Genomic DNA, 23,940 nt, shown 5'->3' with positions numbered 1-23,940 from the left:
CTCCCTTACCTCCTATAAGGCGGCTCGTCGCCTCCGCCGCCCTTTCCTCCCATCGCACCTCGGGTCACCTCATAAATCATGCGGTGTTCTCCCTTTTCTTCCCCCTTGCTCCAACGCTCTATGAAATGTACCAGATACTTTTCTTTTTCCCCGGTTTCTTCCACGGCCGTTTCTCGCTCTACATCATACCCTTCGATCTGAAGCTTCACCATACCGGCTTGCTTAGGGAATAAGTCGATTACCGTTCCGGTGCCCGAAGTCGCGAATTGCACGGCATCCGTACTGGTAAAGGGCGGCTTGGGTGGCGAGAGAGCATAGATCGATCCTGCGGATATTCCAAAAAGAAGAAGGGGTGCGCTGAACAGTACAACGCGTAAGCTCCGTCTAAGGTACGGAAGAAACGCCAGAATGATTCTGTCAATAAGAAAGAATAAGATCGCCGAAGCCCCGCCCATGATGCTGAACATGGAAGATTGGAGGACAAAACCGAATAAAAGCCCGAAGACAGCATGCAGCAAGCCGGACGTTATCCATTCGACAGGACCGGAAACTTTCAGCTTCGCTGCGCCCAGCTCCAACAGAGAGGAAATAAGAATACCGTACAGAAAAATGGAAGGTACGGCATACATCGCAATGATAGAAGCCCAGGACAAATAGTTCTGGGCGGCATTCCAAGCTCCCTCCAGAGACACGAAGGGAAATGAAACCCACAGCACGATAGCCCAAGAAGTGAAGTAGGCGGCGGTCAGTTTTCTCTTAATCATTCTGTCCCCTCCTTTAGGGCCGAGCCATCCTGATGAATGGATTGGAAAGCTCTCTGATCCAACACTCTAGAAGACGATGTCATCAAGTGAACTGGACTTGCCAAACTGACATACTGTACCATATTATTGTAATTTTACCAAACAAATGTTCGTTTAGCAATGATGATTCATAGAAAAAAGGATCGAAGTACTGGCATAGCAGTCTGCGATCCTTTATTTATACGCCGAATTGTTTGAAAATAGTTTGGTTCAAGCCGAATTCATTTTAACTGAAGCCCTGCTCCTCCGCGTAGCGTCCCCAGTGCGGGCGTCGGCCGTCTTCATCGGCAAATCCGTAATCGTCCGATAATCCCCATGAGCTGAGGAGCTGGCCGGTTTTATCCATCACTCGAGGGTCCGCCGCCAAGGAAGCAATCGCCTGCCCGACGAAAAACGGAGTCTCCGATTGCAGGAAATGAATATCCTTCTTCCCTGCTTCCTGCCAATTCTCCTCCGTAACCCCGAAATGCTCCAGCATTTCTTCGGAGCGCAAAAATCCAGGGGTCACCGAAACCGCGGCAACGCCATGCGGCTTTAGATCGGCCGCCATCGCTTGAGCTAGATGAGAAACTCCGATTTTGGCAAGGCTGTGGTACAGATTGCCCCGATAGTGATAGCCTACCCCGTCGGTCACTTCGACGATGAGTCCCCGCTTACGTTTTACCATAAGAGGCGCGGCGTAATACGAAGTGATCATGTGCGAGTGCACCGCTTGCTTTTGGAGAAGGAGGCCGTCTGCCAGCGGGCTTTCCCAGAAGCCCGTACCCCAGTGGACGAGCATCTCCCCGCCCCATACGTCATTGACGAGAATATCCAGCCGTCCCTTCTGCTCATCGCTTATGCGCTCGAACAGCATCTTCACCTGGGACTCCTCTGTATGATCCACAGCGTGGTATATGCCGAAGCCTCCCCTGGCAGTGACCAGCTCAGCGGTTTCCTCAATGGTCTCCGGTCTCCTCATCGGGGACGGGTTGCCTCTGGTGCTCCGGCCGGTAACATACACTGTCGCCCCCGCTTCTCCCAGCTTGATTGCGATGGCTCTGCCCGCACCACGTGTCGCTCCGGCAACTAGAGCAACGCGCCCTTCCAAGGGCTTGTTCGCATGAATGCTCATCCTACTAGCAGCTCCTTCTCTCTTAGTTTCATCTTTAAGATAACAAAGTAATCATGTCAAGGACTGTCATATATATGTGATAAAATAAAAGAAAACCATGAGCAAGGAAGTGATGCCCTTTGAGAGCGGACCGGCTTTTGAAAATTATGCTCCTGCTGCATACGCAGGGCAGTCTGACCTCGAATGAGCTGGCTGCAAAATTAGAAGTATCCGTACGAACCATCTTCCGTGATATGGAGGCGCTTAGCGCTGCAGGCATACCTGTCTATGCCGAACGAGGTTCGCAAGGAGGCTGGAAGCTGATGGAGGGATATCGCACAGACTGGGCCAACATGAACAAGAGCGAGATCGTCTCCTTACTCGCTGCCAAGCCCCATCGTCATGTCGCCGATCTCGGCTGGGACAGTACCTTTGAGGCCGCGCTGCTTAAGCTGCTGGCCTCATTGACCCCCACCTTGCGGCGGGATGTCGAGTACACCCGCGAGAGGCTGCACGTGGACGGAGCCGGATGGCATCCGTCCGGAGAGAATGTGCCGCTCTTGCACCTTGTGCAAGAGGCCGTCTGGGAAGGGCGGCAGCTTCATATGGACTACGTATCGGAAAGCAGATCCGGCTATCGCACGGTGCATCCGTTAGGCCTTGTAGTGAAGGGCACGCTTTGGTACCTTGTTGCGCTTCCTGCTGATTCGAATGCTAGCGACCCCCAAAATATGAAAACTGTCGAGCCAAGAACCTACCGTATCTCGCGCATTCGCGCGGCGGAAATGCTGTCAGCACCCGCCGTACGGCCGGAAGGCTTTCAGCTTGCCTCCTATTGGGAGCAGTCGGTGAACCGATTCCGCGCGGATCTGCCGACTTATCCGGCACGCGCAAGGGTGCACGAAGAGGCCCGTGCCCGATTGGAGCAGACACGTTATGTCCGCATCCAAGCGTGGAGCGAACCCTCCCCTGACGGATGGTATGAGGCTGAATTGGCATTCAATACCTTGGAATCGGCTGTCGGGATCATACTGGGGTTCGGGGCCCGGCTTCTCATTCTGGAACCCGCAGAGCTGCGGCAAGCCGTCGTGGCAGGGGCACAGGCTATTATGACGATGTATGACTGATTCTTTTTCTTCGAGACCGGAACTTTCTATTACAACCACTCGTCATAGTTGTAAATAAATAGGAGGCGAATGCTGATGAGAATCGAGGATGCCATCCAGGAAAAGTTCAAGTGTTCTAAATGCAGCGGCACTAGCTGCAGAATCAAGGAAGTTGCTATGACAGGAACCGGGTTAAGCAAGCTCCTAGATATTCAACACAATCATTTTCTGTTTGTTTCCTGTGAGCATTGCGGTTTCGTCGAAGTGTACAATCCCAGTATTCTTGAAGGAAAAAGCCGAGGGCAGCTGGGAACCGTACTGGATATTTTGTTTGGCTAGGATTAATAAACGCCGGAAAGCAAGAACCCTCCATCACTTTATCCGTGTGGAGGGCTGCTTGTGCTGCTCAAGACTTAGCGCAGTGGTTACCCTAATCCGCCTATGCCCAGGAGAGCATGGCCTTCGTCTCAGCCACAGCCTGATGAAACAGCTCATCGGACGCCTCGATCCGCTCTGCTATATCTTGCACGGTTTTGACCCCATATAGATATTCCAGAGTCAGCACCACGTCCGCCGGAAAATCCCTCGAACCGTGCACTAAATAGCAGTCCGCCTGATAAGGAGTATGGAGGATGCGGAGCACATCGACCAACGGCTGCAAAACGTATTTCTGATAGTAGATCATCGACTCCAAAAATAGCCCGCGCTTAGTATACTTCACTGCCCGGCTCCTCTGACTGTATATAGCCTGGGCCTGCAGCCATTGCTGGCGAAGCCGGGATAGATGGGCAGCAGACTCTACATGCGCCATGTTCACAATGCCTGCTTTATCGATCAAAACAACCGGTACTACGGTCAGGTCCTCATGGATAAATGCAACGGGCATACTCTCGCTCTGCACGGTCACATCGATCAACAAATGGTCCGGGGTCCCTATGATATGATAAACCTTATAACGGTTATTGGCGGGCCGCCCCGGCTGTTCATAGGCAATATCGACCGCACCCATGCGTCCGATACAATCATCCAGCCGCGACAATGCGGCCTCTCCGAAGCCTTCCTTGGTATAGCACACCATGTCGATGTCCGAATATTCGTCCAAGCTCCCGGTACCGTCCGAGCCCTCCAGCCAGATTGCCAGTATATAGTCCTGACTTCCGAGATCGGCGGCGATTTCTTGTATAATGGTCTCACGGGTTATCGTCATCCTGACATCCTCCTCATCTGCAGCGATCTATGAGCAGAACAACCTTACAGCTACGTTACCCTATACTCAAATTCAACTTCATGCCGAACAGGGATGCCGTCGTACCCTACCCATGGAATGGAGGGCTTTATTTTTCGTGCTTCCGTAATCGCATCGGGATAAACAGCCTTTAAATCGAAGCCTCTTTTCTGATAGAAGCGTATCGCTTTTATATTATCATTGGACGTAATCAGCCAGACTCGTCTGCAGCCCTTCTGTCTTGCTTTTTCTATAACAAGTTGGATTAGCTTCGTTCCTAGACCTTTGCCCTCGATTTTGCTGTCCAGAGAGACAATTTCACATTCGTCCTCACGCAGATGATAGGTGATTAAGCCCTGGATCTCGTCGCCGATCATTGCGGCAAATCCCGGCAGCTCCTGCAAAATATGTACGCGGCCCCTTGATACGATCATGGTGCCTCTCAATGCTTCCATGCCTGCCTTCAGCTTTTCATCCAGCTCATCCAATTCTCTAAAGATCATACGCTTCCTTCCCCTTAATCGTTCAATTATCCCATGATCAAAAGTCCATTATGCTTTGAAGCAGTCTTATGCTTTCCGCATCTTTGGCACGCGGTAGTCTGCCGATTTGCCTATGTCGAATGATCATCAAACTCCTTAGGCAGCAGCCATTTCCTAAATAATATGCTTCATTCACATACCAAATAAAGGTAATAAATGATTATACTCTTATGTCCAGCTGCCATTAGACGAAATATTAAAGCGTCGGGTCCCAATCCGTAAGTACCTGTTTCACGCGCTCGGCGACAGCTTGGCTAAATTCCTCGGTCATCGGCTCCGTAATATAACGCGGCGTCTCTCCCGGCTCCTTGGCCAACAGATCAAACCAATGAACCGTCCTGTACCGCCAATAATTCACTTCATCAAAGGTAACGTAAGGCTCCAGAGCAAAGGCTTTGGATTGAATCAGTTGGCTCCAAACCTCGCCGGTCCACGGTTTGTTTCGATAGTAGTTGAAATCGATCTGATCCGTATCCCGATAATAGGCTCTTCTCATCGATTCGGGTTCCAGCCCATCAGCCAAAGCCTTCTCTTTAAAGCTGGAATACACTTGCTGCACCCAAAAATAATCGGTAAGCACATGAGCAAAGTATCCTCGAACAAACCATTTCCATTCCTCATCGGCATTCATGCTGATGTAATGGGAATATTCCCTCTGTACGAGCTCCCGCTTACTAGTATCGGATTCAGCATCAAAATGAGTTCTCTTCTTATCCTCTCTGCTTGCGTTCTTTCTCATGTGGATAGCATCCGGCGCTATACTGCCAAGAATAAAAGAATCAGGAATATCCTCATTCCGGAAAAAATGAACAGCAACTTGGAAATGAATCATCGGCAGCGGCATCTTAGTAATGCACCTCGTTTTATTTTATTATAGTTATGTCTAATTCAACGAACGGAAGGAATACGTTTTGTACTGTCCATTGTCTGAAGATAATTTCAAGAGGTTGCCGTCCTTGGGCAGACCTTCGAAATACGCCCCTATACATCCCGTCGTACACCGGTGTCCAGATAGTAGAATGTGGGCCTGTTGCAAGCCGTACTTTTTCTCGAGCTCATGCATAAATGCGAAAACCCTTCTAACAAACCCGTCCACATCCTCAACGCCTTCATACACGCCGGGATCGGGAACGGCACCGGCCATCTTGACTTCCGCTTTGGTTAGTCCGTCCGCTTCGCCCAGATCAAACACATCGAGTCTCGGATCCGTTATCGGCGGCTTCCCCGTTATGATTTGTGCCGTTTGGAGCGCTCTTTCCTGGGGAGAGGAAAAGACGTAATCAAACGGTATGTGCCGAAGATGGTCTCTTACCCATTCCGCCTGCTTGATGCCGCTGTCATTGAGCGGAAGCCCCTGTCTCCCCTGCAGTCTGCCTTCCTTGTTCCTATCGGTTTGCCCGTGCCTGATGACATAAATCATGTATGTTCTTCCTCCTATCTATGTCGTATAATAACAATAATTGTAATTTATAACAGGATCAGAAGGGAAGAGGTTAATTGAAAGCGGTTCAACAAATGTATCAGACTTTTCAGGAGGATATGGGCTGGGACAAGGTCGATAAGAATGACTTTCAATCCAGCAAGGAGTTTCTGCTGTATATTCACATGCTGCTCACGACAGAGGTTGCTGAGGTAGCTGAGGAATTCCGTACCCTGCTGTATAGAACGGCGGATTTGAGGGACGCAGGCCTGGACCAAAACGAAGCCTACCTGCAGGCGAAGGAAGAAATTAAAGAAAATCTGGGGAAGGAATTTGCCGACTGTCTGGCTTATCTGTGCAAGCTTGCAAATTTCTTTGAGCTGGATTTGGAGCATGAGCTGGAGAACAAGCTGGCTGAGATCAGACGCAGATATAATAAGTAATGAAGCTCTGTATGGCCGACCCGCATCCGATCGAGTTCTCACAGCCTATGATTCATTTCTGATCGCTCTTCGAAAAGCCGGTCAATACCAAGCAGGTGACGAATGCACCGAGGGCTGCAACGATGGCGAACAGGAGACCAATGGCTCCCATAAAGGTATCCTCACCCGGATACGATGGCTTAAGTGTCATCAGCCCATACATGAACATCATGACTAACAAAGCATAAAAGCTGCTTCCCACCAATCCCATCTTGATGCGGTCACGCCGCAGCCCCCGCCAAGAGCGATTGATGATTAGCCATACATAGATACTCCCCACGACAGCAATAAGCATCAACAGAATGTGAACGTACGGTATGGAATACATTATGGCCCCGTAAAATCCAAGCACGGCGGTAAAAAACAATGCGGCATTCACCGCAAACAGCAGCAGACCGCCTTTCCAATAATGATGAAACCATGCGGCTCCTCGCAATCTTTGAACGACGGCGTTGTCGTCAAGTATAGCCCTTGCCAGCGCAGCTCTGAATGTCATAACAAGCGTAACCCCTATAATTCCCAGTAAAAAAAGAATGGTTAACGACACCTGTACCCCGCCTCTCCCGAATCGATTCCTTCTATTCATTAAAATACAGCGAAAGACCGAATTAAAGAGAAAAACTTCTTCATGTTCTTTCGGGTTTTGGGCAAAAAAAGAGACCTCTTTCGAGGTCTAGAGTCTGTTGAAAAACCTGTGAAGCTTGAACTACTGCCAATATACTCCAGTGGGGTATCCCCCTCCAGCCAGGCTTCCGAAGCAGGCTTTGCTACACAAAGCCCATAGCTGTTGAAACCCGTGAATTGGATTGGATTTAGCGGTATTTTCACGGGTTTCAAAGGCGGACGTAAACTCCTCCGAGGCATACCCCACCTCCCTATGTAGCATAGTTCACGCAAAACAGAGTTTTACAACACCTTTGACCTCTTTCGAGGTCACTTTTTCATTACATAGTGTGAGTCGTATTTCCGTACAAATCACCTTTAGGGTTCGGGCCGTACTGATTATCACCCGCTTGGCTGTCTTGACACATAAACACAATCAGGATAATGCTCCCGATGATCGGGATCAAACCAATCAGCAGCATCCACCCGCTTCTTCCCGTATCATGCAATCGACGTGCCCCAACCGCAAGAGACGGTACGAGTATTGCCAAAGCATAAAGCATCGATAATATGGAGAACAGACTTGTGATGTTGCTTAATAACGACAGGACAACAGAGATAATAACATTGAATAGAACGAACATCCAATACTCCTGCCGTCTTGCCCGCCCTTCAAATCCTGCGTAATTTTTGATTACTTTCATGTACCATTCCATTTGTACACGCACACCTCATTTTCATTTTGATAAATATTTCCTTTGGTTGACTTTATCGGCAAGAAAATGACATTAGTTAATAGGTATATGCATTTTTTTACATAAATGATATAAAATAAGTCCCCGCTCCTATGAAGAGGGGGACCTATTGCTCACAGCCTACTGCCTGGCAGGCCTAGTTTTTCTTGCTAAAATGAGACTTAAAGGCAATAGCAAAACTGTATATACCGCAAGCACGTACAGACAAAAGACAAAGGCTGCCATATAGCTCCTTGTGGTCGCCTGCCGGACCCCGTCCGCGAACAGCTTCTTGGCTTCAGGGGAGAAGGAGGCCAGATCGGTACAGCCAGCTGAAACGGAAGCACGGGTGCTTACGAATTCCGGATAGCAGACCCGGAATCGGGAAAGTGCGGTTTCGCTTTGTTCTGTAGACAGGGGCGCATAGACCGCCGTTTGCTGACGAAGCTGCGCCTTGGTCTGAGCGCCAGCCTTATCCGCATTGTGGCTGAGCGAATTTAACCATACGATCCCGATAAGGGCGATTCCGATGGCATAAGCCACTTGCATTCCTGTCGTCAAAATCCCGGAGGCAGAGCCAATATCCTGTCTGTTGACCTTGGAAAGCACGACATTCGTCAGCGGAGCGGCAATAAAGCCCTGGCCTAGTCCAAGGATGGTCAACGCCGGCAGCCATGCGGCGATATTCGGCGACAGCCCTGAGCCCTGCACCGTAAGCGCGAGGAACAGGTACCCTCCTGCTGTGAGTACTGAACCTAGGCTCAGAACATGCGGCCCTATCCGGGAGGCAACGCGCGAGGACAAGAGTGAGGCAAGGAAATACCCCATTCCCATGGGCAAAATGACAGCTCCGGCTTTGAGCGGGGAAAATCCCAGCCCGATTTGGAACAAATAAGCGGAGATTAAAAAGAAGCTGGCTTGGGAGGACATAAGCAAGAAGACGACAGCCATCCCGACGCTGAAGCCCCGCTGCTTGAACAAATTCACGTTCATGAACGGATCGCCGTTGCGGCGCAAAATGGTTCGCTGTACCCAGACGAACAAAGCCAGCACGGGAATCGATAGGAAGAGGCTAATGATGAGGATAACCGGCCAGCCCTCTTTTTGGCCCTGCACTAGCGGGTACACGAGCAGGAGTAAGCCGGCGGCGACTAACGAAGCGCCGAACCAATCCAGCTTCGATTGAACCTTTTCCTTGGAGTCGGCGATAAAAGGAATCATGCCCAACAGTGCGATGCCTATCGGTACGCTGAAGAAGAATACCATTCTCCATTCCAGATTCCAGGGGTTCCAATACAGCAGCAGCCCTCCGATCAACTGCCCCGTAGAGGCGGCAATGCCCTGCGCAGCTCCGTAAAGGCCGAATATCCTGCCTCTTTTCTCAGGCGCATATTGAGCTTGAATAAGCGATAAAATTTGCGGCGAGATCATGGCTGCACTCAAGCCCTGCACGACCCGGATCACGGCGAGCATCCCCACTCCGGTAGATAACCCGCACAACAGGGAGCTGACCGTAAAGCCGGCGACGCCGGCAAGCAGCATATTTCTCCGCCCGAAGCGGTCGCCAAGTCTGCCGCCGATAATAAGCGCGATGGCATAAGACAGGGTGTAGGCGGAGATGACAAATTGAACGCCGAAGAAATCGGCATGGAGCCCCTGCTGTATCGAAGGGGTCGCCACATTGACAATAAAAATATTGGCTACCGCCATAAAAACCGATAGCAAAATGACCGCCAGCATGAGACGCGGACGCTGGAGGGCATGAACCTCCAACTGCTGACGATTTAGCGAGCCGTGTGCCGCCGCTTGAGACATAAATCTTTCTCCTCCTTTATGCACCCTGGGAACATTGACATAAGCAGGTATGCTCGATTACAATAAATGAGACAGAACTGTCTCATCCATTACTGATTCGTATGATACAGACAGATCTGTCTCATGTCAATATCGGTTTTTCCTTACATTTGGAATTGGGTGATCATCTATGGAAAAGAAAGAAACGGCGAAGGAGCGCATTTTGCGCGTCGCTTCCGGGTTGTTTTATAAAGAGGGGGTTCGTGCGGTCGGCATCGACAGGATCATCGAAGAATCCGGGGTCGCCAAGGCGAGCTTTTACCGCAACTTCCCGACCAAGGACAGCCTTATCGTCGCGTATTTGGAGAAAAGGCATTGCAATAGATCAATATCCATTGAACAAGCCATTCAGCGCTTTCCCGACTCCCCGAAGGATCAGCTGTATGCCCTTCTGGATGAACTGGTCGAGCGGATGACTCATCCGGAATTTCGCGGATGTCCATTTATGAATGCGGTTGTCGAGTTTCCCGATCTGGAGCATCCGGGTCACCGGTCCGCCGTAGAGAACCGCCACCGGACATGGGATAAGGTGAAGGAAATTGCGATGAAAGGCGGCGTTCGCGATCCGGAAGAGCTGACTTCACAGCTCCGCATCATTAGCGATGGGGCCATGATGAGCGCCTATATCGATAAGACCTCCTTCCGGCCGGAACATTTCCTGAGTGCGGCCAAGCGGTTGATTGAGCATCATTTTTCAGGTTAAAAGCATCGCCCTTTATCAGACTGCGGGCTGATAGGGGGCGATGCTTCTTCTGGCGTCAGGCAAGAACCACGCCAGTCTCCAACCTGGCTTTGGACCGCTATTTCACCATGCTATATACGGTGTCGGTCAAAGCGATCCGTGTCATCTTCTCTAGAGCATAATATTCTACTTCTCCCGATTGCTCGCAAAAGGCGATTACATACAAATGCGAGGACTGGGAGTAGATTCGATACGGGTGTACAAGGACGGTATACTCATCTTCCCCGTCCTGATACGTAAGATGAAGCTTCAGGCTCCTCTTAATAGCCTCGTCGATGCTATGTTTCATGTTGGCCTGCTTCGCATCTGCATACAGGAGCGGAATTTCGCTCTCTTCAGGCTGATAGGGAACGAAGCGCTTGAGCGTCTGCACGACCCGGTCCAATCCTTCGATATATCCCATCGACTGTGCCGCTTCCTCATACTTGTAGATTAAAAAGTTAAGAATCCGCACATCCGTCTCCGTCAAAAATACGGAAGGTAAAATATAAGCCGCATCCTCATATTCGTAGCCGCGATGCTTGGCATTATACGATATCGGCGCTCGGAGCGAGCTTTGCATGTATTCGATATCGCGCCCCGCCTGGCGAACGGATATTTCAAACTGCTCCGCTATGTCCTTGGCATTCGGGTAACGCTTGGCGCGGATTCGTTCGTCGAACCACAGGATCCGATGCAAATTGCTCATGGTACCGTCATCAACTCCATTTGCGGTCTTGTTTATCCGGCTACCATCCTGGAAGCGAGTGAGGGTCAAGGGGCTGTAAGACCGGCGTTCTATCGACCGTTTCCTGCAGTACCCGCTTCACATCGGATGCATGTCGCATCGTATCGAATGTTTTATTGTGATGGAAAGTCGGAATCATGTTCAGCCATTGATAGGCGCTCTTTCGGCCATATTTCAGCTCCTCCAGGAATGGGATATATAATGGATCTGCCGCCTGCCCGCTTTGGATCGCCGTCGTTTTGGATACGGCCAGATTAATAACCGCCCATAGCTTATCGACCCCGCTACCCGGTAAAGCAAGCTTGCGAAGAAACGACCATGCCAGCTCCTTATTGGTACATTGCGGCGAAATTCCATAGCCATAGACTTGAAAAACATTGGCTTTCGGCTGTATCTTGTTCGACGGAAAGCCGACGACGCCGAATTTGTCTTTTTGCACTTGCGACATCGGTTTGATTGCCCAGTTCGCATCCATATACATGGACATTTTGCCGTGAATGAAGCAATCTATCCAGGATTCGCGCCCCACGCCCAATCTTGGAGAAATTCCTTTATCGATCAGACTCAAATACTGTTCGAAGGCTTCTATTGTGGCCGGATGGTTTAAATAGCCGTCCAATGTCCTGCCATCCTCGGACAGGAATGCCCCTCCGTTGTTCCAGACAACCGGCTCGATGTAGAACATATAGCCGAAGCTGGTGAACACGCCGTGACGCACAATATTTCCTTGCTCATCAGTCCGTGTCAGCTGTGCCGCGGTGGCCGTAAATTCGTCCCATGTCCATCCCTCCTGCGGATAAGGCAGACCCGCTTCGTCAAAATGCTCCTTATTGTAGAAAACACCAATCGTTTCCGTCATCACCGGCAGCGCCCCCACCCTGCCCTGGTCTGTTATTGCATTGCGGATGCACGGATAATAATCATCAAGATCGACTTGGTCTCGTTCAATGAACTCAGACAAATCGGACAGCAAGCCTCCTTCCAAACATTGCCCTATGTTTGCGTCTTCCCATTCCACAATATCGGGACCGTTGCCGTTACGAAGCATCTCCATCAGCTTCTCCCTCATCCACGTCTTATCCGGAAGCATCTCCAGAACAACACTGACATCCGGATGCTCCTTACGAAACTGCTTCACCGCTTCTTGAATGACGGCCATTCGATGCTCGTCGTGTGTTGCGATACGAATTTGCATTGGGATATTCCCTCCTTGATTGGTTTGACTTACACCCTCAGTATAAAGGGAGTGCCCTGACATATCGTGTCCGACTGTTTAGTCCGCTCAGGGAGATTTCTGTTTTATACCATACAAAAACATAACAATACCCAATATCAAGAAAATGACGACAAACGGGTTATCCGTAAAATCTACTTGAGGCGAGCTGAAGGAGCCATTCCCTGAATGGACAGCCAGCCCTCCGGATGATAAGCCAATGGCAATCCAAGAACCAAACCGTTCTACGGTGTAGAACAAGCCAGCTAGTATTATGAATAGGACACCTATGCCCTGATAAAATTTGTACATCTCGCTCTCTCCTTCTTCAATAAAAATACCGCTAACCACAATCTCCACCATTTTACCATAATAATCCAACGGGTCTTAAGATATGTTCTTGCTTTATTTGCCGCCTCATTCTAAAATCGAAAAATATTTTAAAATATTCCTTTACAGGAATATTCCTTATCGGTTATATTATAAACATGAACTCGACAATAACGTTTTTGCAGTGCCTAATCGGCCGCACATTGCAGAACTCTTGTGTAATGCCCCTTGCCAGCGAGAGAAAACAGTTTAACAAAGTTGTTTGTGCCAGAAACAAAACAAAACTGGAGAGGAAGAAAAACGTATGAAAAAAACAGCTATCTTTTATTGGATTTTTACCGGGCTGCTCTCAGCCATCATGGTTTTCGGTTCTATACCGGACATTATGTCCGTACCCGACGCAGTTGCCCTGTTCCAGCATCTAGGTTACCCAGCCTACCTCCTGCCTTTCATTGGAACTGCAAAACTATTAGGGGTTATAGCCCTGCTGACGCCCGGTTTTCCACGGCTAAAGGAATGGGCTTACGCCGGGTTTGTTATTGATTTATCCGGAGCCATGTATTCCAGCATATCGGTTGGCGACCCGCCCAGCGGATGGTTGCTCTTTATAATCGGATACATTTTGATTGCCGGTTCCTATGTTTTCCATCACAAAAGGGCAAGATCGGCGAGGCATTCAGAGCTGCCAGCAAAGCCTTCTCTATAAAATGAATTCAAGTATCTACTGAGAACAGATCACACTATAATGTAAAAAAACCGGTACACCATTTGGCGTACCGGTTTTTGCGTCAATCGAACAGCTCTTTTGCAGATTCATCTTATTGCGGCGATGGCATCAAACTTCGCACATCATTCATCGGGATGACTAGATGAATATTATTCATCGTCTTCAGCGAGCCGGAAATAATCCCGGCTAACCGCCCGTTCTTGTCTATGATCGGTCCGCCCGACATGCCGCTTACGATCTGGGCCGAAGTCAAAATACGGCCCCGCCCGTTGATCTCTGCATTCGGAGAGTTCACAATGCCCTCGGTTATGATCGGAGTATCTTTCAGCGGATAACCGATGGCAAATACTTTTTCTCCATGCTTTACTGCCGTTTCTCTAAATGGGAGCGCAGGATATTCGGTAATCCCCAGTTGGCCCTCATGGAGAGCAGGCAGCTTCAGCAGCGCCGCATCCGTCTGCTCGTCGCAGCTCAGCACCTCGATAGGTGAGACCGTACGTCCACTGGTAAACACTCCTTCCAGCTGTGCCGCTTCGGCAAGCACGTGGCACGCCGTCGCCGCCACACCATCGGGTGAAACCACCACCCCGGTTCCGGTGGCTTTTAACGCCCCGTCGCCGTTCAAAGCCCGGATGTAGAACACGGCACTTTCCGACCGTTCATAAATATCCTCGGCATTATATACAGCGGCCTCATCTGCATTCGCTTTGGCAAAAAAAACGACACCGCTCAGCAGCAAGAGGAATATGCCTAACCCTGCAGCCAATAATTTTTTTCTCATCTGCATTGCCGCCTTTCTAATTCTGAAGCTTATTTCATAGCTGCCATAATATCTTGATAAGCCCAGTGAGATGACGGAAGATCGCTGAATTTCTGAGGCAAATCCTGCTTCTCCTTGCCAATGATACGGTTGATCAGGACAACGGCCTGAGCTCTTGTAATCTCGCTGTCAGGTTTGAAGGTGCCGTCTGGGAAGCCGTCAACGTAGCCTGCTTTTGTAAAGGAATTGATATATTTCTCAGCCCAATGGCCGGATACGTCGGATAAGGCAGCCTCTCCCGCATCGCTAATTTGGAGCTTCAGCACTCTGGACATGATGACGACAAATTCGGCTCTTGTGAGGCCTTTATCACCGCCATACGTATTGTCCGGGTACCCGTCAATGATGCCTGCGGATGTAAAGAATGCGATTTGATTTTCCTTGCTGCCGTCGACGTCTTTCAGCAGATTACCGACACTTACATCCTCCTTGTTCAGCAAAGGAGCAAGCATGTCCGTAATTTCGTATCGGCTGAGCGATTTTTCCGGTCTGAACTCGTTGTTCTCATAGCCGGAAATGTACTTCATTTGTCCAGCATCGCTCTTTAAATCGAACTTCGCATTTTCCACCTCATAGTGGATCGTGACTACTTGATCGTTTTGATCCGTAATCATCTTGATCGTCATACTCCGGGTAAGAATCAGCTCTCCTGTATAGCGCAGGCTGTTCTTGGTTGGAGTGCTTCCGTCGGTCGTATAATAAATGATTTGACCGTCTGGCGCCGATAGCGTCAATTTGCTGTTTCTTGCAACGGTCACGGATGCATTGTCATCCGCCTTAACCGCTTTGGAGCCAATATACGCTGTAACCGCCGGCTCAGTTACCGTAGGAGGAAACCAAACACCGCCTCCTCCGCCGCCCCTGGGTTTATCCGGCTCTAACTTCGTCCAGGCTCCCGACAGCACTTCGCTGCTTTCCTTTTCCTCTGCGATGGTGATGGCCTTGATCGTTGTCGTCTTGGTCAATACGATTGGATCTGTGTAGATCATGGACCATTTGTCCGGTTGACTGCCGTCCAAGGTGTAATAAATGACCCCGTTAGCTTCATCGGTAGCCAGCTTAACGGATACTTGGCTCGTGAAAGTCGTATTTCCCGAGACCACTTTCGGCTTCAGAGCCGTTTCTGCAAATGCAGCAGCAGGCACATTAACGGTCCATACTCTTGTGTCACCATGGATAGCAGCTGTCAATTCAGCACTGCCTGATGTAATCATGGAGCCTTTTGCTGAACCTGAAGTGAGGTTAAGCGCAATAGCCTTCGGATCTGCCGTCCACACCACTTCATTATCACGAGTCAGCTCAAATTCGGATTTGATGCTGGATAGGGTATCTTTATCGTTCAGAACCAAAGCTGCAGTGCTCAGCTTAGATGCCGCGGTTCCATTGAACGCAGCGAGCTGAGGATAAAATCCTGGAGCCGCCTTCCATACGGCTGCATCCAGACTAATCGGCAGCGTTCCTTTGACCATATCCTTGGCAAGCAGGCCAACGGCTTCTCCTGCCGCTCCTTCGGACCGTTTTCCCGCCGCCGTATAATAAGCTGTGCTCGTTTTGAGCATTTGCTTGTTAAAGGCGGTATTTTTGATTACGGCCCCATCGCTCCTCTGACCCGCTATACCGCCGAAATACGCGGAGCCAGGTACCATTTTACCGTTTACGGCTGCAGAAGCTTCGCCATAATTCATCGAATCGCTTATCGCACCTTCCGCTGCGTAACCGGCGATACCCCCAGCCCATGCTTTCGTTGTGCCCATAGCTTGGATACGGCCTGAATTGTACGTGTTAGCGATCGCTCCGCGATTCAGCCCTGCAATACCTCCGGCTGTCGCTTGGTCCGATGTAATCGAAAGATCTGCAAAGGAGAACGACTCACTGATCTCTCCGGCTTTTCCATTCTCTCCCGCAATTCCGCCTGCCATCACAGTCTGGCCTTCCTGGAGGGTACGGAGTGTTCCTCTTGCATAAGCTTTGCTGATTTTACCGTCATTCGTACCTGCAATACCGCCCATAACACTGCCTGCAGCGTTAATGATGCCGTCGACAGACACTTTGCTGATGGTACCAGTGTTCTTGCCGGATACGCCGCCCGTGTTATTAGCTCCGTCGAGTGTCAGAGATGTAATGCTGACTTCCGACAAGGTTCCTCCATTGGTCCCTGCCGCGCCGCCGGTCAAGTCAGTACCATTCACTTTTGCAGCTTGAATGCTGATATTCGTAAGCCCGCCTTGGTTCTCACCTGCAATTCCACCCGTATTCAGAGAGCCTTTTACGGACAAATCACCAGCATTTACTTTCGAAATCGAGTTCTCATTTTTTCCTGCTGCGCCGCCTGTGTAATCTGTACCGGTTACGCTCAAGGTCTGAATCGTTACATTCGTAATCTCACCTTGGTTAAGTCCCGCTGCTCCTCCGGTATACTCCGTACCCTTCACCGACCCGCCTACTGTAATTCCGCTCAGGACCGCTCCCGCGTGATTGATTCCTGCTGCGATACCTGTATTTGTTCCACCAGTGAGGTTAGCGTCGCTAAAGAAGATGTTGCTTATTTTACCGTTGTTTTCTGCGACAAATCCATAAGCAGACGCGCCTTCAGCCGTACCTTGGAGTCCTTTGATCGACTTGCCCTTACCATCGAATTCCCCGTTAAACACGGCAAAAGGAGTCCACGAAGTACCTTCCATCGAAATATCTGCACCGAGCGAAAGCTTGTTCAAGCTCGGCTTGATATCGGCTGTCCGGTTAAACAACCGGTAAAAGCTAAGATTTGAATCATTGTACAGCGCTACTACGCCATGAAGCTGTTTTGCGCTCTGAATCACAACTTCCCCGGCATCGTACAAGCTCAGGTAGGAAGCATCCGCTTCAAAATTCCAATTTCCGAAGCCGTAAGAGCCCGATTGGTCTCCCTCCGCTTTATAAGCTTCTACGGAACCCAAGCTGCGGCCGACCGGAGCCATGGAGCCGAGATAGGAGGAGGAGGATACCTTGCCGTCTCTAAAGTTATAGCCGATGAGTGCACCGCTGAACGCATTGGCGCCCGTTACATTCATCTTAATGTCTGTACTGCCGGCAAAAGCCTGTTGAACTACGCCATCGTTATACCCTGCAAAGCCTCCAGTATACGATCGGGTGGCATGGTTAACCCCGTTAGTCGTCACATGGTCCTGCGCCGCATAGGCGTTCTTCACGGCTGCATACCGTTCGATGACACCCGCAAAGCCTCCGGTTCTCGTATCGAAGCCTGTGTTTACAACATTTCCTGTGGCATAAGCATCACTAATTTCATAGCGGTCCGCCGAACCTGCAAAACCGCCTGCATAAGCACCCGTTATGCCTTGGACATCGACGCTGCCTTTGGCATAAGCCCGGTGAATGGCCCCTGCGCCTGCTGGATCTGCGTCGCCCAATAGGCCTGCAAAGCCGCCTGCATAAATGGTATTATCCTGATTGTCGCATACGACCTGCACAGGAATATTGGCAAAAGAATCCGCGAACAACGTGTTGTCCGCCATTCCTGCAAAGCCGCCGACATGTGCGGCTGGTATCATGCCTGATTTCGTAACGGCACTGCCAACGGTAATTTTCTCTCCCGCAACAGCTGCAGCGTTCGAATAATGAATTTCTCCTCCTGCCGCAAGACCCACGAATCCACCGACATGGTAGACGCGGCTGGCATCTGCAGCAATGCTGCTATGAGCCGTTGTGTTTACTATAATGCCGCTGCTGAAGCCTGCGATCCCGCCGACGATAGAGGTTTTCCCTCCGTTGACGGTAATCCCTGCACCAGATAAAGAATGATATATGGAAGACGTTTTATTGCTGCCGGCAATTCCGCCGACATATAGATCCGCTCCGTTATCGGCACTTACGGCTTTCACGGTTTTGGATGACACCGATGCATTATAAACACCATGATACATTGGAGCAAGCTTGCCAAAATCAAAGCTTTTGTTACTATCGTTCGACGATAGAAGTCCAACAACGCCGCCAACGAAGGTTTCACCTGTCTTGGAAGCTGACTCGATGTCCGACTTCACATCAACCATATAAAGAATGGATTGTTCGGCTTGCCCTGCGGCGCCGCCGACGGTCACCCGATCACCGGCAGCTTGGAGCGAACCGGTTACTGATGCCTGACGCACAGCGGAGTTGACAAGCTTTCCTGCAATACCGCCGACGATGGCTTGCTCACTTGCTTCCGAGCTGGACAGTGTCAAACCATCCGCTTTTACTTGATCCATATCAAAGGAATTGCTGCCTTTTCCTTCCTTCACACCTACGATACCGCCGACAATGCCATTCCCCAGCATATGCTGGCCGGCGTTGGCAGCAGCAATCGTCACATGATTCATCGGATTATCCGCGCCGGATTGTCCAACGACTCCTCCCAGAGTCGATCCCGCTCCAAGTGCTTGTAAGGTACCGTCTGTAAAGGCAAGACTAATGTTCTCGAGCTTGCCTGAAACCTGCTGCCCGATCAGTCCTCCCACAATGCTGCTTGGACCCGCAGCTGAAATTCGGTAATTAGCCGCAATATTCATGTTGATTCCGGTGATATCCCCGGCTTGTTTACCTATCAGCCCGCCGATGGTAGCCTGATTTGCCGAGCTTCCGATACTTCCGTCTGTCGATTGGAATGTAAACAGGCCTGGATTCATGGCAAACGCATTGTCGCCAATAAGTCCTCCCGCAACGGCATTGGGACCAGTGCCCTCGATCCGGCTTCCGCCTTCCATTTTAATGTCCACCTTGTTAATCGTACCGGTGTTTTTTCCCAATAGGCTGCCAACCGTACCGCCGCTAATCTTGGCCCCGCCTACCAGCTTAATGTCTATACCCGATACGGCGCCTTTATTGAATCCGGCAAGCACGCCTGTATATTGCTGCCCGGCTATGGACAAAGGTTCCAGCTTGATGCTTTCCACTTTAGCCTTCTGCCCGATCACTCCGAATAGTCCGGAATAAGCGGTTGTCGACGTTAACGTCAGACCGTCAATCAATTGGTTATTTCCGTTAAAGCTACCTTGAAACGCACTGTCCTCATTAAGACCGATCGGAATCCACTGTTTGGATTGAATGTGGATCGGGTTCATAACTTTAATCGTTCTGCCTTCAAAAGAGAATTTCGGAACGCCAGGGATCGTGCCGTTCACTATAGCCGCGAGTCCGGCAAGCTCTGCCTCGCTTTTCAGCGTGAAGGTAATCGCTCCTGGATCACGAACATACCAGTTGATATTGGCATTGACGTCACCGCCGCCGCCCGTCTCTCCTCCGCCATTGGCAATACGGATTAGCTCCGGATATTTATACTCGGCATCCACCGAACCATATCTCCAGGTCGAGTTGAAATCCCAGCCGGACAATCCAGGGAAGTAGCTTCTGTCCTTCAACGTTGCAGACAAGATCGTGCTCAAACGTGCATGAGCATTCAGCCAGAGGAAGCTGCCGTCTGCAAAATCCGGCAAATCCCCATTAATGTCGTTGTCTATATCCTTCACATAATAAGCCTTGTACAGCAATTCTTTATTGGTATTGTCATAGCGTCCGGCAAAGCCGCCCGCATACGAGCCATCCACTGCTGTTACTTTACCTGCGGAATAGGCGGTCGTTACGGTACCGTTCGTAATTCTGCCGAGAAGACCTCCGGCATAAGAGTGGTCGGCACTCGCAATAACCTCTTTGGCCGCATAGGCATTCGTCATGCTACCCGCGACATGATCGCCCACCAAGCCTCCAACTATGGAGTAGCTGCCTTTTGCCGTAACCGTGGAAACCGAGTAGGATTTGTCCATAGTTCCGCTGTTACGGCCTATCAGTCCTCCCAAATAGACAGGACTGCCTTCCGTACCATGGGCATTACCTGTGATAGCAATGTCCACATAAGAGGACAGCACTTGACCCAGGTTCTCGCCCACCAAGCCGCCGGCAAGCGTGTTCTCGCCTTCGATCGTCATGTTCGCGTTAGAGTAAGTGTAATATAAGGTTCCCGTTTCCGTATTCCGTCCGGCTAAACCGCCGACAATACTTGAATTCCCTTCGGAAGTAACGGAAATTTTATCGGAAATGCTGTTATTGGCAATCAGGCTCCGGTTCTCACCGACCATACCGCCGATTAGTGAACCTTCTGCATTTACCAATAAGGTACCCACGGCCCGGCTGTTCTGAAGGGTACTAACCGCTTTGCCCGGATCGGCAGTCGGGTCTCCCGCACGCCGGTCGTTGATCCCAACGATACCGCCTACTGTGGAGGAAACCGCAGTCGGTGTCACCTTCAAGCTGAGTGCAGACGTATTATTATTGATAAGAATAGAGGTCGTTTCCGTCCCTAGATTATAGCCGACCATACCGCCGACTACCGAACCAGGTCCATTTACAACCAAATTAACGGAGCCCGATGCGAGTTTTTCCATTCGGGTTTGGCTGCTATATCCCGCGATACCGCCAATATGGGGTGACTCAGCAGCAGCCGTGCTGATGATAAACAGATTGTTTGCATTGATTTTGACTTCGTCACCAATGATCTTGCTGTTTTCGATGCGACCTGCGATACCTCCGGCCTTGGCATTGATGCCCGCGACAGATAATGTAGCGTAATCAGGAAGCTCCGCATCTACCGAGAAATCCTTGATTTCTGTATTTTTGGCATATCCGGTAATACCGCCAAGAACGTTGTTGGCTCCCGATGATTGGATCAGCACTTCTTCTCCTGCTTGCACCGAGACGCTGTTAATGCTTGCTGGCGATGTACTTCCGTCCGGTGCTTCGGATCGTCCAACGATACCGCCGATTTCTCCTGCTTCACCACTATTCTCAAGATGATGCTTCTGGGCCTGCACATTGGCAATCGCGCCGAGGTTTTTACCGGCAATACCCCCGATTTGGTTCGCAGAACCTGCTGCTGTCATATGAACATTAGAGGCCGAACTCTTAGGCGTGGTCTTGTCGTTTTCCCCAAATAGTCCGCCGAGCTTAAGCGCATTGCCTTGGGAGGTGATAGTGATATCTTTGCCCTCAATGACCAAGCTGCTGTCGGTCCCATTCCCTATTACCGTGTCCTGAACACCGGCAGCACCACCCACCTTATTCTCGGAGCCCGATACTTGAACGGATAGTCCCTCAATAGAAACAAAAGTTTGCGGCGCTCGGTTTAAACCGATGGCTCCACCTGCATTACTTTGATCCGCATTGATTTGAATGTCGACTTGCTTAACCTTTGCGGAAGCCCCTGCCGCTCCAATTTGTGCTTCAGGCGTCAGCATACCCGCCATGGCACCCAAGCTGTAGCCGGTTCTTCCCGCTTCATTCAGCAGGGCGATCCGGGTTACTAAAGTGTCTGCACCCGAAATAGTGAGAGGTCCTTCATTGCGGCCAATGATCCCCCCCGCTGTCAATCGGTCGATGCCGTTGGCAGCAGCAAGCTTCACACTATCGCTGCCGGATGCGTCAGCATCCCCAACGACCACTTTGCCGCTAATGGCTCCTTGCGCGGTACCGGCAATTCCCCCGGCAAAGCCGTCTGCCGTTTGAACAATTGCTGTCAAATACTTGATGGCTGCTGTATCGACAGTACCTTTCAAGTAGCCCGCTACACCCCCGATGAAGCCGTCGGAAGTGATCGCTGCTTGGCTCTCCTTCGTGTTTCCTGCATTGACGTTGGAAAACGTACCTCCATCCACATATCCGGCAATACCGCCGGTATACGTGCTAGCGCCGCCGCCTGTGGATACAATCGTACCACCCTTGTAGGTTTGAACTCCGTTAACTACAGCCGCAGGGGTTCTGCTAAAGGAAGCATTGCTGATGCTTGCACTGCCGCCTGCCATATAGCCGACGATACCGCCCGTACTAACTGTACTTTCGGGAGCGGATGATGCAGCCGTGACGGTAATATCATTGGCAAACGTTACGTTTGCTACCGTTTTATCCGGGCTATCTGCCGGAAGAAGACCAATGTATCCTCCCGTATAGAGCTTTGTCTTACCATCAACCTTAATGTCTCCCTTACTCGTGACATTGCTGATCGTATTCCCTGTTCTCGCATAGGCCCGGTTGGAAATAACACCTCCGGTATAAACGCCGGTTCCGCCGCTTACCGTAATCGTTCCGCTGTTTTCATAAGCCGATGGGGCTGTACTTTCGAATAAAACCCGATTCTCAGCATAACCGATCAATCCGCCGGTATAGGCTTCATCCGGTTTATCCGCTAGAGCTCCGCCTGTTACGCGGATCGCTCCGGTATTTTTGGCATTTCCTTTAAAGCTGAAATCCCCTGTTGCATAACCGATCAATCCGCCGGTATACAGATGATCTTTACCGGATGCCGTCACGTTAACGCTATTCACATAGCTTTTTTCCCAGGAAAGAGCACCTTCGATATAACCGGCAGCCCCCCCTGTGTACACGTTGCTTCCGCCGTTGTTAGTTACAACGCCCGTATTGTTAAACACAATATCTGTACTCGCGGTGCCCAATGCTCCCGCCAATCCGCCTGCGTAGGATCCGCCTGCAGAAGAAGCGTTAATGTTGACGGAGCCGCTGTTGGAAGTATTGGCAGAAAACTTCGCCAGCCCGTTAGCCTTGCCCACGATACCGCCGGCATAATTTTTCAAACCGCCGGATACGGTAACCGTACCGGAGTTCGAGATGATCGTATTGTCCGTATCCATCACAATGGAGATCGGCGATTGTCCGATTATTCCCCCGGCGTACACATCCTGACTGGTCTTGCTTGTCGCGTTCAGCGCGCCTGTATTCCACGTTTTAACCATATTTCCGTACACGCTGCCTGTAACCCCACCGGCATAAACGTTGCCACCGAGAGCAGTTACTGCACCATTATTTTTCAAGTTGGATAACGTCCCTCCCCCTTGACCGACGATTCCTCCCACGTAAGTGTCGCGGGTCTTCGAATCGACTGTAATGGGCATATCATTAGTGATGTCGTACAAAATGCTGCTGTTCACCATCTTACCGACGGCTGCACCCACATAGACATCTTGAGTCACTGAGGTCATGGTAATACTGCCGGTTCCCGTAAACTTAAAGCCGCCTACGGTAGCTCCGTCCATGTACCCAATGAAGCCACCGTACATGGTATTGTCGCTTACGGTCATGCCCCTAATTTCTTTAGTCACTCCGCCTGCGGCAATCAGCGTACCCTTGAAGGGTCTGGCATCCGTTCCGATAGGCACCCATTGGAGTCCGGACAGGTCCAGATCCTGGCTGATCTCCAAAATTCTCCCGCTGAACCCGTTGACAGCTACCCCATTCCGGTTGGTCCCATCGTTAACGAGCTTGGCAACGCCTGCCAGCTTAGCCGGCGTATCAATCGTATAGGTTCTGTATTCTGTTGCGTTGTCAAACCAGCTCGTATCCGCGTTACTGCCATCCGTCCAATGGCTCGCGCCTGCATTGGCACGGAATGTCATAAAGCCAGCTATTAACGCTAAAACTACTATAGCAAATCCAATCGCATAGATGGATTTTTGCTTCAATGCCATCTTTACACCGCCTTAGTTA

19 protein-coding genes are annotated in these 23,940 nt (G+C 50.5%); 5 read left to right on the top strand and 14 right to left on the bottom strand.

What is annotated here, in order from left to right; translation table 11 throughout:
- Positions 1-5 precede the first annotated feature (5 nt).
- Together B1728_RS21055 and B1728_RS21050 are read right to left on the bottom strand one after the other, a co-directional pair.
- Positions 6-764: a hypothetical protein gene (locus B1728_RS21055; protein ID WP_079912375.1), complete on the bottom strand. Its 759-nt coding sequence runs from the start codon at positions 762-764 to the stop codon at positions 6-8.
- A 265-nt stretch (positions 765-1,029) separates the two neighbouring features.
- Positions 1,030-1,917, bottom strand: coding sequence for an SDR family oxidoreductase (locus B1728_RS21050; protein ID WP_079912374.1), 888 nt, complete (start codon positions 1,915-1,917; stop codon positions 1,030-1,032).
- 119 nt (positions 1,918-2,036) lie between these two features.
- Between B1728_RS21050 and B1728_RS21045 the strand changes: the two genes are divergently transcribed.
- Both B1728_RS21045 and B1728_RS21040 read left to right on the top strand, forming a co-directional pair.
- Complete coding sequence (locus B1728_RS21045; protein ID WP_079912373.1) at positions 2,037-3,023, top strand: helix-turn-helix transcriptional regulator; 987 nt, start codon at positions 2,037-2,039, stop codon at positions 3,021-3,023.
- 75 nt (positions 3,024-3,098) lie between these two features.
- Entirely contained in the window at positions 3,099-3,341 is a 243-nt protein-coding gene (locus B1728_RS21040; RefSeq protein WP_079912372.1) for a zinc ribbon domain-containing protein, read from the top strand.
- A gap of 100 nt (positions 3,342-3,441) precedes the next feature.
- Here the strand turns inward: B1728_RS21040 and B1728_RS21035 are convergent, their stop codons facing one another.
- From B1728_RS21035 to B1728_RS21020, 4 genes are all read right to left on the bottom strand, one after another.
- Positions 3,442-4,209, bottom strand: coding sequence for a nucleotidyltransferase domain-containing protein (locus B1728_RS21035; RefSeq protein ID WP_079912371.1), 768 nt, complete (start codon positions 4,207-4,209; stop codon positions 3,442-3,444).
- A gap of 50 nt (positions 4,210-4,259) precedes the next feature.
- A complete protein-coding gene (locus B1728_RS21030) occupies positions 4,260-4,730 on the bottom strand; it encodes a GNAT family N-acetyltransferase (RefSeq protein WP_079912370.1) in 471 nt (156 codons plus the stop codon).
- Between the two features lie 235 nt (positions 4,731-4,965).
- Complete coding sequence (locus tag B1728_RS21025; protein ID WP_079912369.1) at positions 4,966-5,613, bottom strand: hypothetical protein; 648 nt, start codon at positions 5,611-5,613, stop codon at positions 4,966-4,968.
- Between the two features lie 39 nt (positions 5,614-5,652).
- The gene (locus tag B1728_RS21020) at positions 5,653-6,189 is read right to left on the bottom strand and encodes a histidine phosphatase family protein (RefSeq protein ID WP_079912368.1); all 537 of its coding nucleotides are present in this window, start codon (positions 6,187-6,189) and stop codon (positions 5,653-5,655) included.
- A gap of 77 nt (positions 6,190-6,266) precedes the next feature.
- Here B1728_RS21020 and B1728_RS21015 point away from each other — a divergent pair, with 77 nt between their 5' ends.
- Entirely contained in the window at positions 6,267-6,632 is a 366-nt protein-coding gene (locus B1728_RS21015) for a hypothetical protein (protein ID WP_079912367.1), read from the top strand.
- 52 nt (positions 6,633-6,684) lie between these two features.
- Here B1728_RS21015 and B1728_RS21010 read toward each other — a convergent pair whose 3' ends face one another.
- The 3 genes from B1728_RS21010 to B1728_RS21000 form a co-directional block, all read right to left on the bottom strand.
- The gene (locus B1728_RS21010; RefSeq protein WP_079912366.1) at positions 6,685-7,167 is read right to left on the bottom strand and encodes a hypothetical protein; all 483 of its coding nucleotides are present in this window, start codon (positions 7,165-7,167) and stop codon (positions 6,685-6,687) included.
- Positions 7,168-7,615: 448 nt separating this feature from the next.
- The gene (locus B1728_RS21005; RefSeq protein ID WP_079912365.1) at positions 7,616-7,990 is read right to left on the bottom strand and encodes a DUF805 domain-containing protein; all 375 of its coding nucleotides are present in this window, start codon (positions 7,988-7,990) and stop codon (positions 7,616-7,618) included.
- Between the two features lie 159 nt (positions 7,991-8,149).
- Positions 8,150-9,823: an MFS transporter gene (locus tag B1728_RS21000; protein WP_079912364.1), complete on the bottom strand. Its 1,674-nt coding sequence runs from the start codon at positions 9,821-9,823 to the stop codon at positions 8,150-8,152.
- Between the two features lie 169 nt (positions 9,824-9,992).
- Here B1728_RS21000 and B1728_RS20995 point away from each other — a divergent pair, with 169 nt between their 5' ends.
- Positions 9,993-10,565 (top strand): TetR/AcrR family transcriptional regulator, encoded by a 573-nt coding sequence (locus B1728_RS20995; RefSeq protein ID WP_079912363.1) that lies wholly within the window; start codon positions 9,993-9,995, stop codon positions 10,563-10,565.
- A 97-nt stretch (positions 10,566-10,662) separates the two neighbouring features.
- On the opposite strand, the gene B1728_RS20990 is transcribed toward B1728_RS20995, so the two are convergent.
- From B1728_RS20990 to B1728_RS20980, 3 genes are all read right to left on the bottom strand, one after another.
- On the bottom strand, positions 10,663-11,292 hold the full coding sequence (locus tag B1728_RS20990) for a helix-turn-helix transcriptional regulator (protein WP_079912362.1): 630 nt from the start codon (positions 11,290-11,292) through the stop codon (positions 10,663-10,665).
- A gap of 40 nt (positions 11,293-11,332) precedes the next feature.
- On the bottom strand, positions 11,333-12,526 hold the full coding sequence (locus B1728_RS20985; protein ID WP_179136120.1) for an ABC transporter substrate-binding protein: 1,194 nt from the start codon (positions 12,524-12,526) through the stop codon (positions 11,333-11,335).
- An 87-nt stretch (positions 12,527-12,613) separates the two neighbouring features.
- Entirely contained in the window at positions 12,614-12,856 is a 243-nt protein-coding gene (locus B1728_RS20980) for a hypothetical protein (protein ID WP_079912360.1), read from the bottom strand.
- Positions 12,857-13,178: 322 nt separating this feature from the next.
- On the opposite strand from B1728_RS20980, the gene B1728_RS20975 reads away from it, so the two are divergent.
- Complete coding sequence (locus B1728_RS20975) at positions 13,179-13,580, top strand: DoxX family protein (RefSeq protein WP_079912359.1); 402 nt, start codon at positions 13,179-13,181, stop codon at positions 13,578-13,580.
- A gap of 112 nt (positions 13,581-13,692) precedes the next feature.
- Here B1728_RS20975 and B1728_RS20970 read toward each other — a convergent pair whose 3' ends face one another.
- Positions 13,693-14,382 (bottom strand): S1 family peptidase, encoded by a 690-nt coding sequence (locus B1728_RS20970; protein WP_179136119.1) that lies wholly within the window; start codon positions 14,380-14,382, stop codon positions 13,693-13,695.
- Positions 14,383-14,411: 29 nt separating this feature from the next.
- On the bottom strand, positions 14,412-23,921 hold the full coding sequence (locus B1728_RS20965) for a chitobiase/beta-hexosaminidase C-terminal domain-containing protein (protein WP_079912357.1): 9,510 nt from the start codon (positions 23,919-23,921) through the stop codon (positions 14,412-14,414).
- Positions 23,922-23,940: the final 19 nt, after the last annotated feature.

Source organism: Paenibacillus sp. 32352 (assembly GCF_002042965.1).
Taxonomy (GTDB): Bacteria; Bacillota; Bacilli; order Paenibacillales; family NBRC-103111; genus Paenibacillus_S; species Paenibacillus_S vulneris.
Note: the sequence above shows the minus strand (reverse complement) of the source record. Positions and strands in the feature narration are given on the sequence as shown.

Excerpts from the sequence above, each read along its gene's own strand:
- B1728_RS20990 (WP_079912362.1), bottom strand. The coding sequence starts at position 11,292 with ATGAGCAATTTGCATCGGATCCTGTGGTTCGACGAACGAATCCGCGCC.
- B1728_RS20995 (WP_079912363.1), top strand. The coding sequence starts at position 9,993 with ATGGAAAAGAAAGAAACGGCGAAGGAGCGCATTTTGCGCGTCGCTTCC.
- B1728_RS21005 (WP_079912365.1), bottom strand. The coding sequence starts at position 7,990 with ATGGAATGGTACATGAAAGTAATCAAAAATTACGCAGGATTTGAAGGG.
- B1728_RS20980 (WP_079912360.1), bottom strand. The coding sequence starts at position 12,856 with ATGTACAAATTTTATCAGGGCATAGGTGTCCTATTCATAATACTAGCT.
- B1728_RS21035 (WP_079912371.1), bottom strand. The coding sequence starts at position 4,209 with ATGACGATAACCCGTGAGACCATTATACAAGAAATCGCCGCCGATCTC.
- B1728_RS21000 (WP_079912364.1), bottom strand. The coding sequence starts at position 9,823 with ATGTCTCAAGCGGCGGCACACGGCTCGCTAAATCGTCAGCAGTTGGAG.
- B1728_RS20965 (WP_079912357.1), bottom strand. The coding sequence starts at position 23,921 with ATGGCATTGAAGCAAAAATCCATCTATGCGATTGGATTTGCTATAGTA.
- B1728_RS21020 (WP_079912368.1), bottom strand. The coding sequence starts at position 6,189 with ATGATTTATGTCATCAGGCACGGGCAAACCGATAGGAACAAGGAAGGC.
- B1728_RS21010 (WP_079912366.1), bottom strand. The coding sequence starts at position 7,167 with ATGACATTCAGAGCTGCGCTGGCAAGGGCTATACTTGACGACAACGCC.
- B1728_RS21040 (WP_079912372.1), top strand. The coding sequence starts at position 3,099 with ATGAGAATCGAGGATGCCATCCAGGAAAAGTTCAAGTGTTCTAAATGC.
- B1728_RS20970 (WP_179136119.1), bottom strand. The coding sequence starts at position 14,382 with ATGAGAAAAAAATTATTGGCTGCAGGGTTAGGCATATTCCTCTTGCTG.
- B1728_RS21030 (WP_079912370.1), bottom strand. The coding sequence starts at position 4,730 with ATGATCTTTAGAGAATTGGATGAGCTGGATGAAAAGCTGAAGGCAGGC.
- B1728_RS20975 (WP_079912359.1), top strand. The coding sequence starts at position 13,179 with ATGAAAAAAACAGCTATCTTTTATTGGATTTTTACCGGGCTGCTCTCA.
- B1728_RS21050 (WP_079912374.1), bottom strand. The coding sequence starts at position 1,917 with ATGAGCATTCATGCGAACAAGCCCTTGGAAGGGCGCGTTGCTCTAGTT.
- B1728_RS21025 (WP_079912369.1), bottom strand. The coding sequence starts at position 5,613 with ATGCCGCTGCCGATGATTCATTTCCAAGTTGCTGTTCATTTTTTCCGG.
- B1728_RS21055 (WP_079912375.1), bottom strand. The coding sequence starts at position 764 with ATGATTAAGAGAAAACTGACCGCCGCCTACTTCACTTCTTGGGCTATC.
- B1728_RS20985 (WP_179136120.1), bottom strand. The coding sequence starts at position 12,526 with ATGCAAATTCGTATCGCAACACACGACGAGCATCGAATGGCCGTCATT.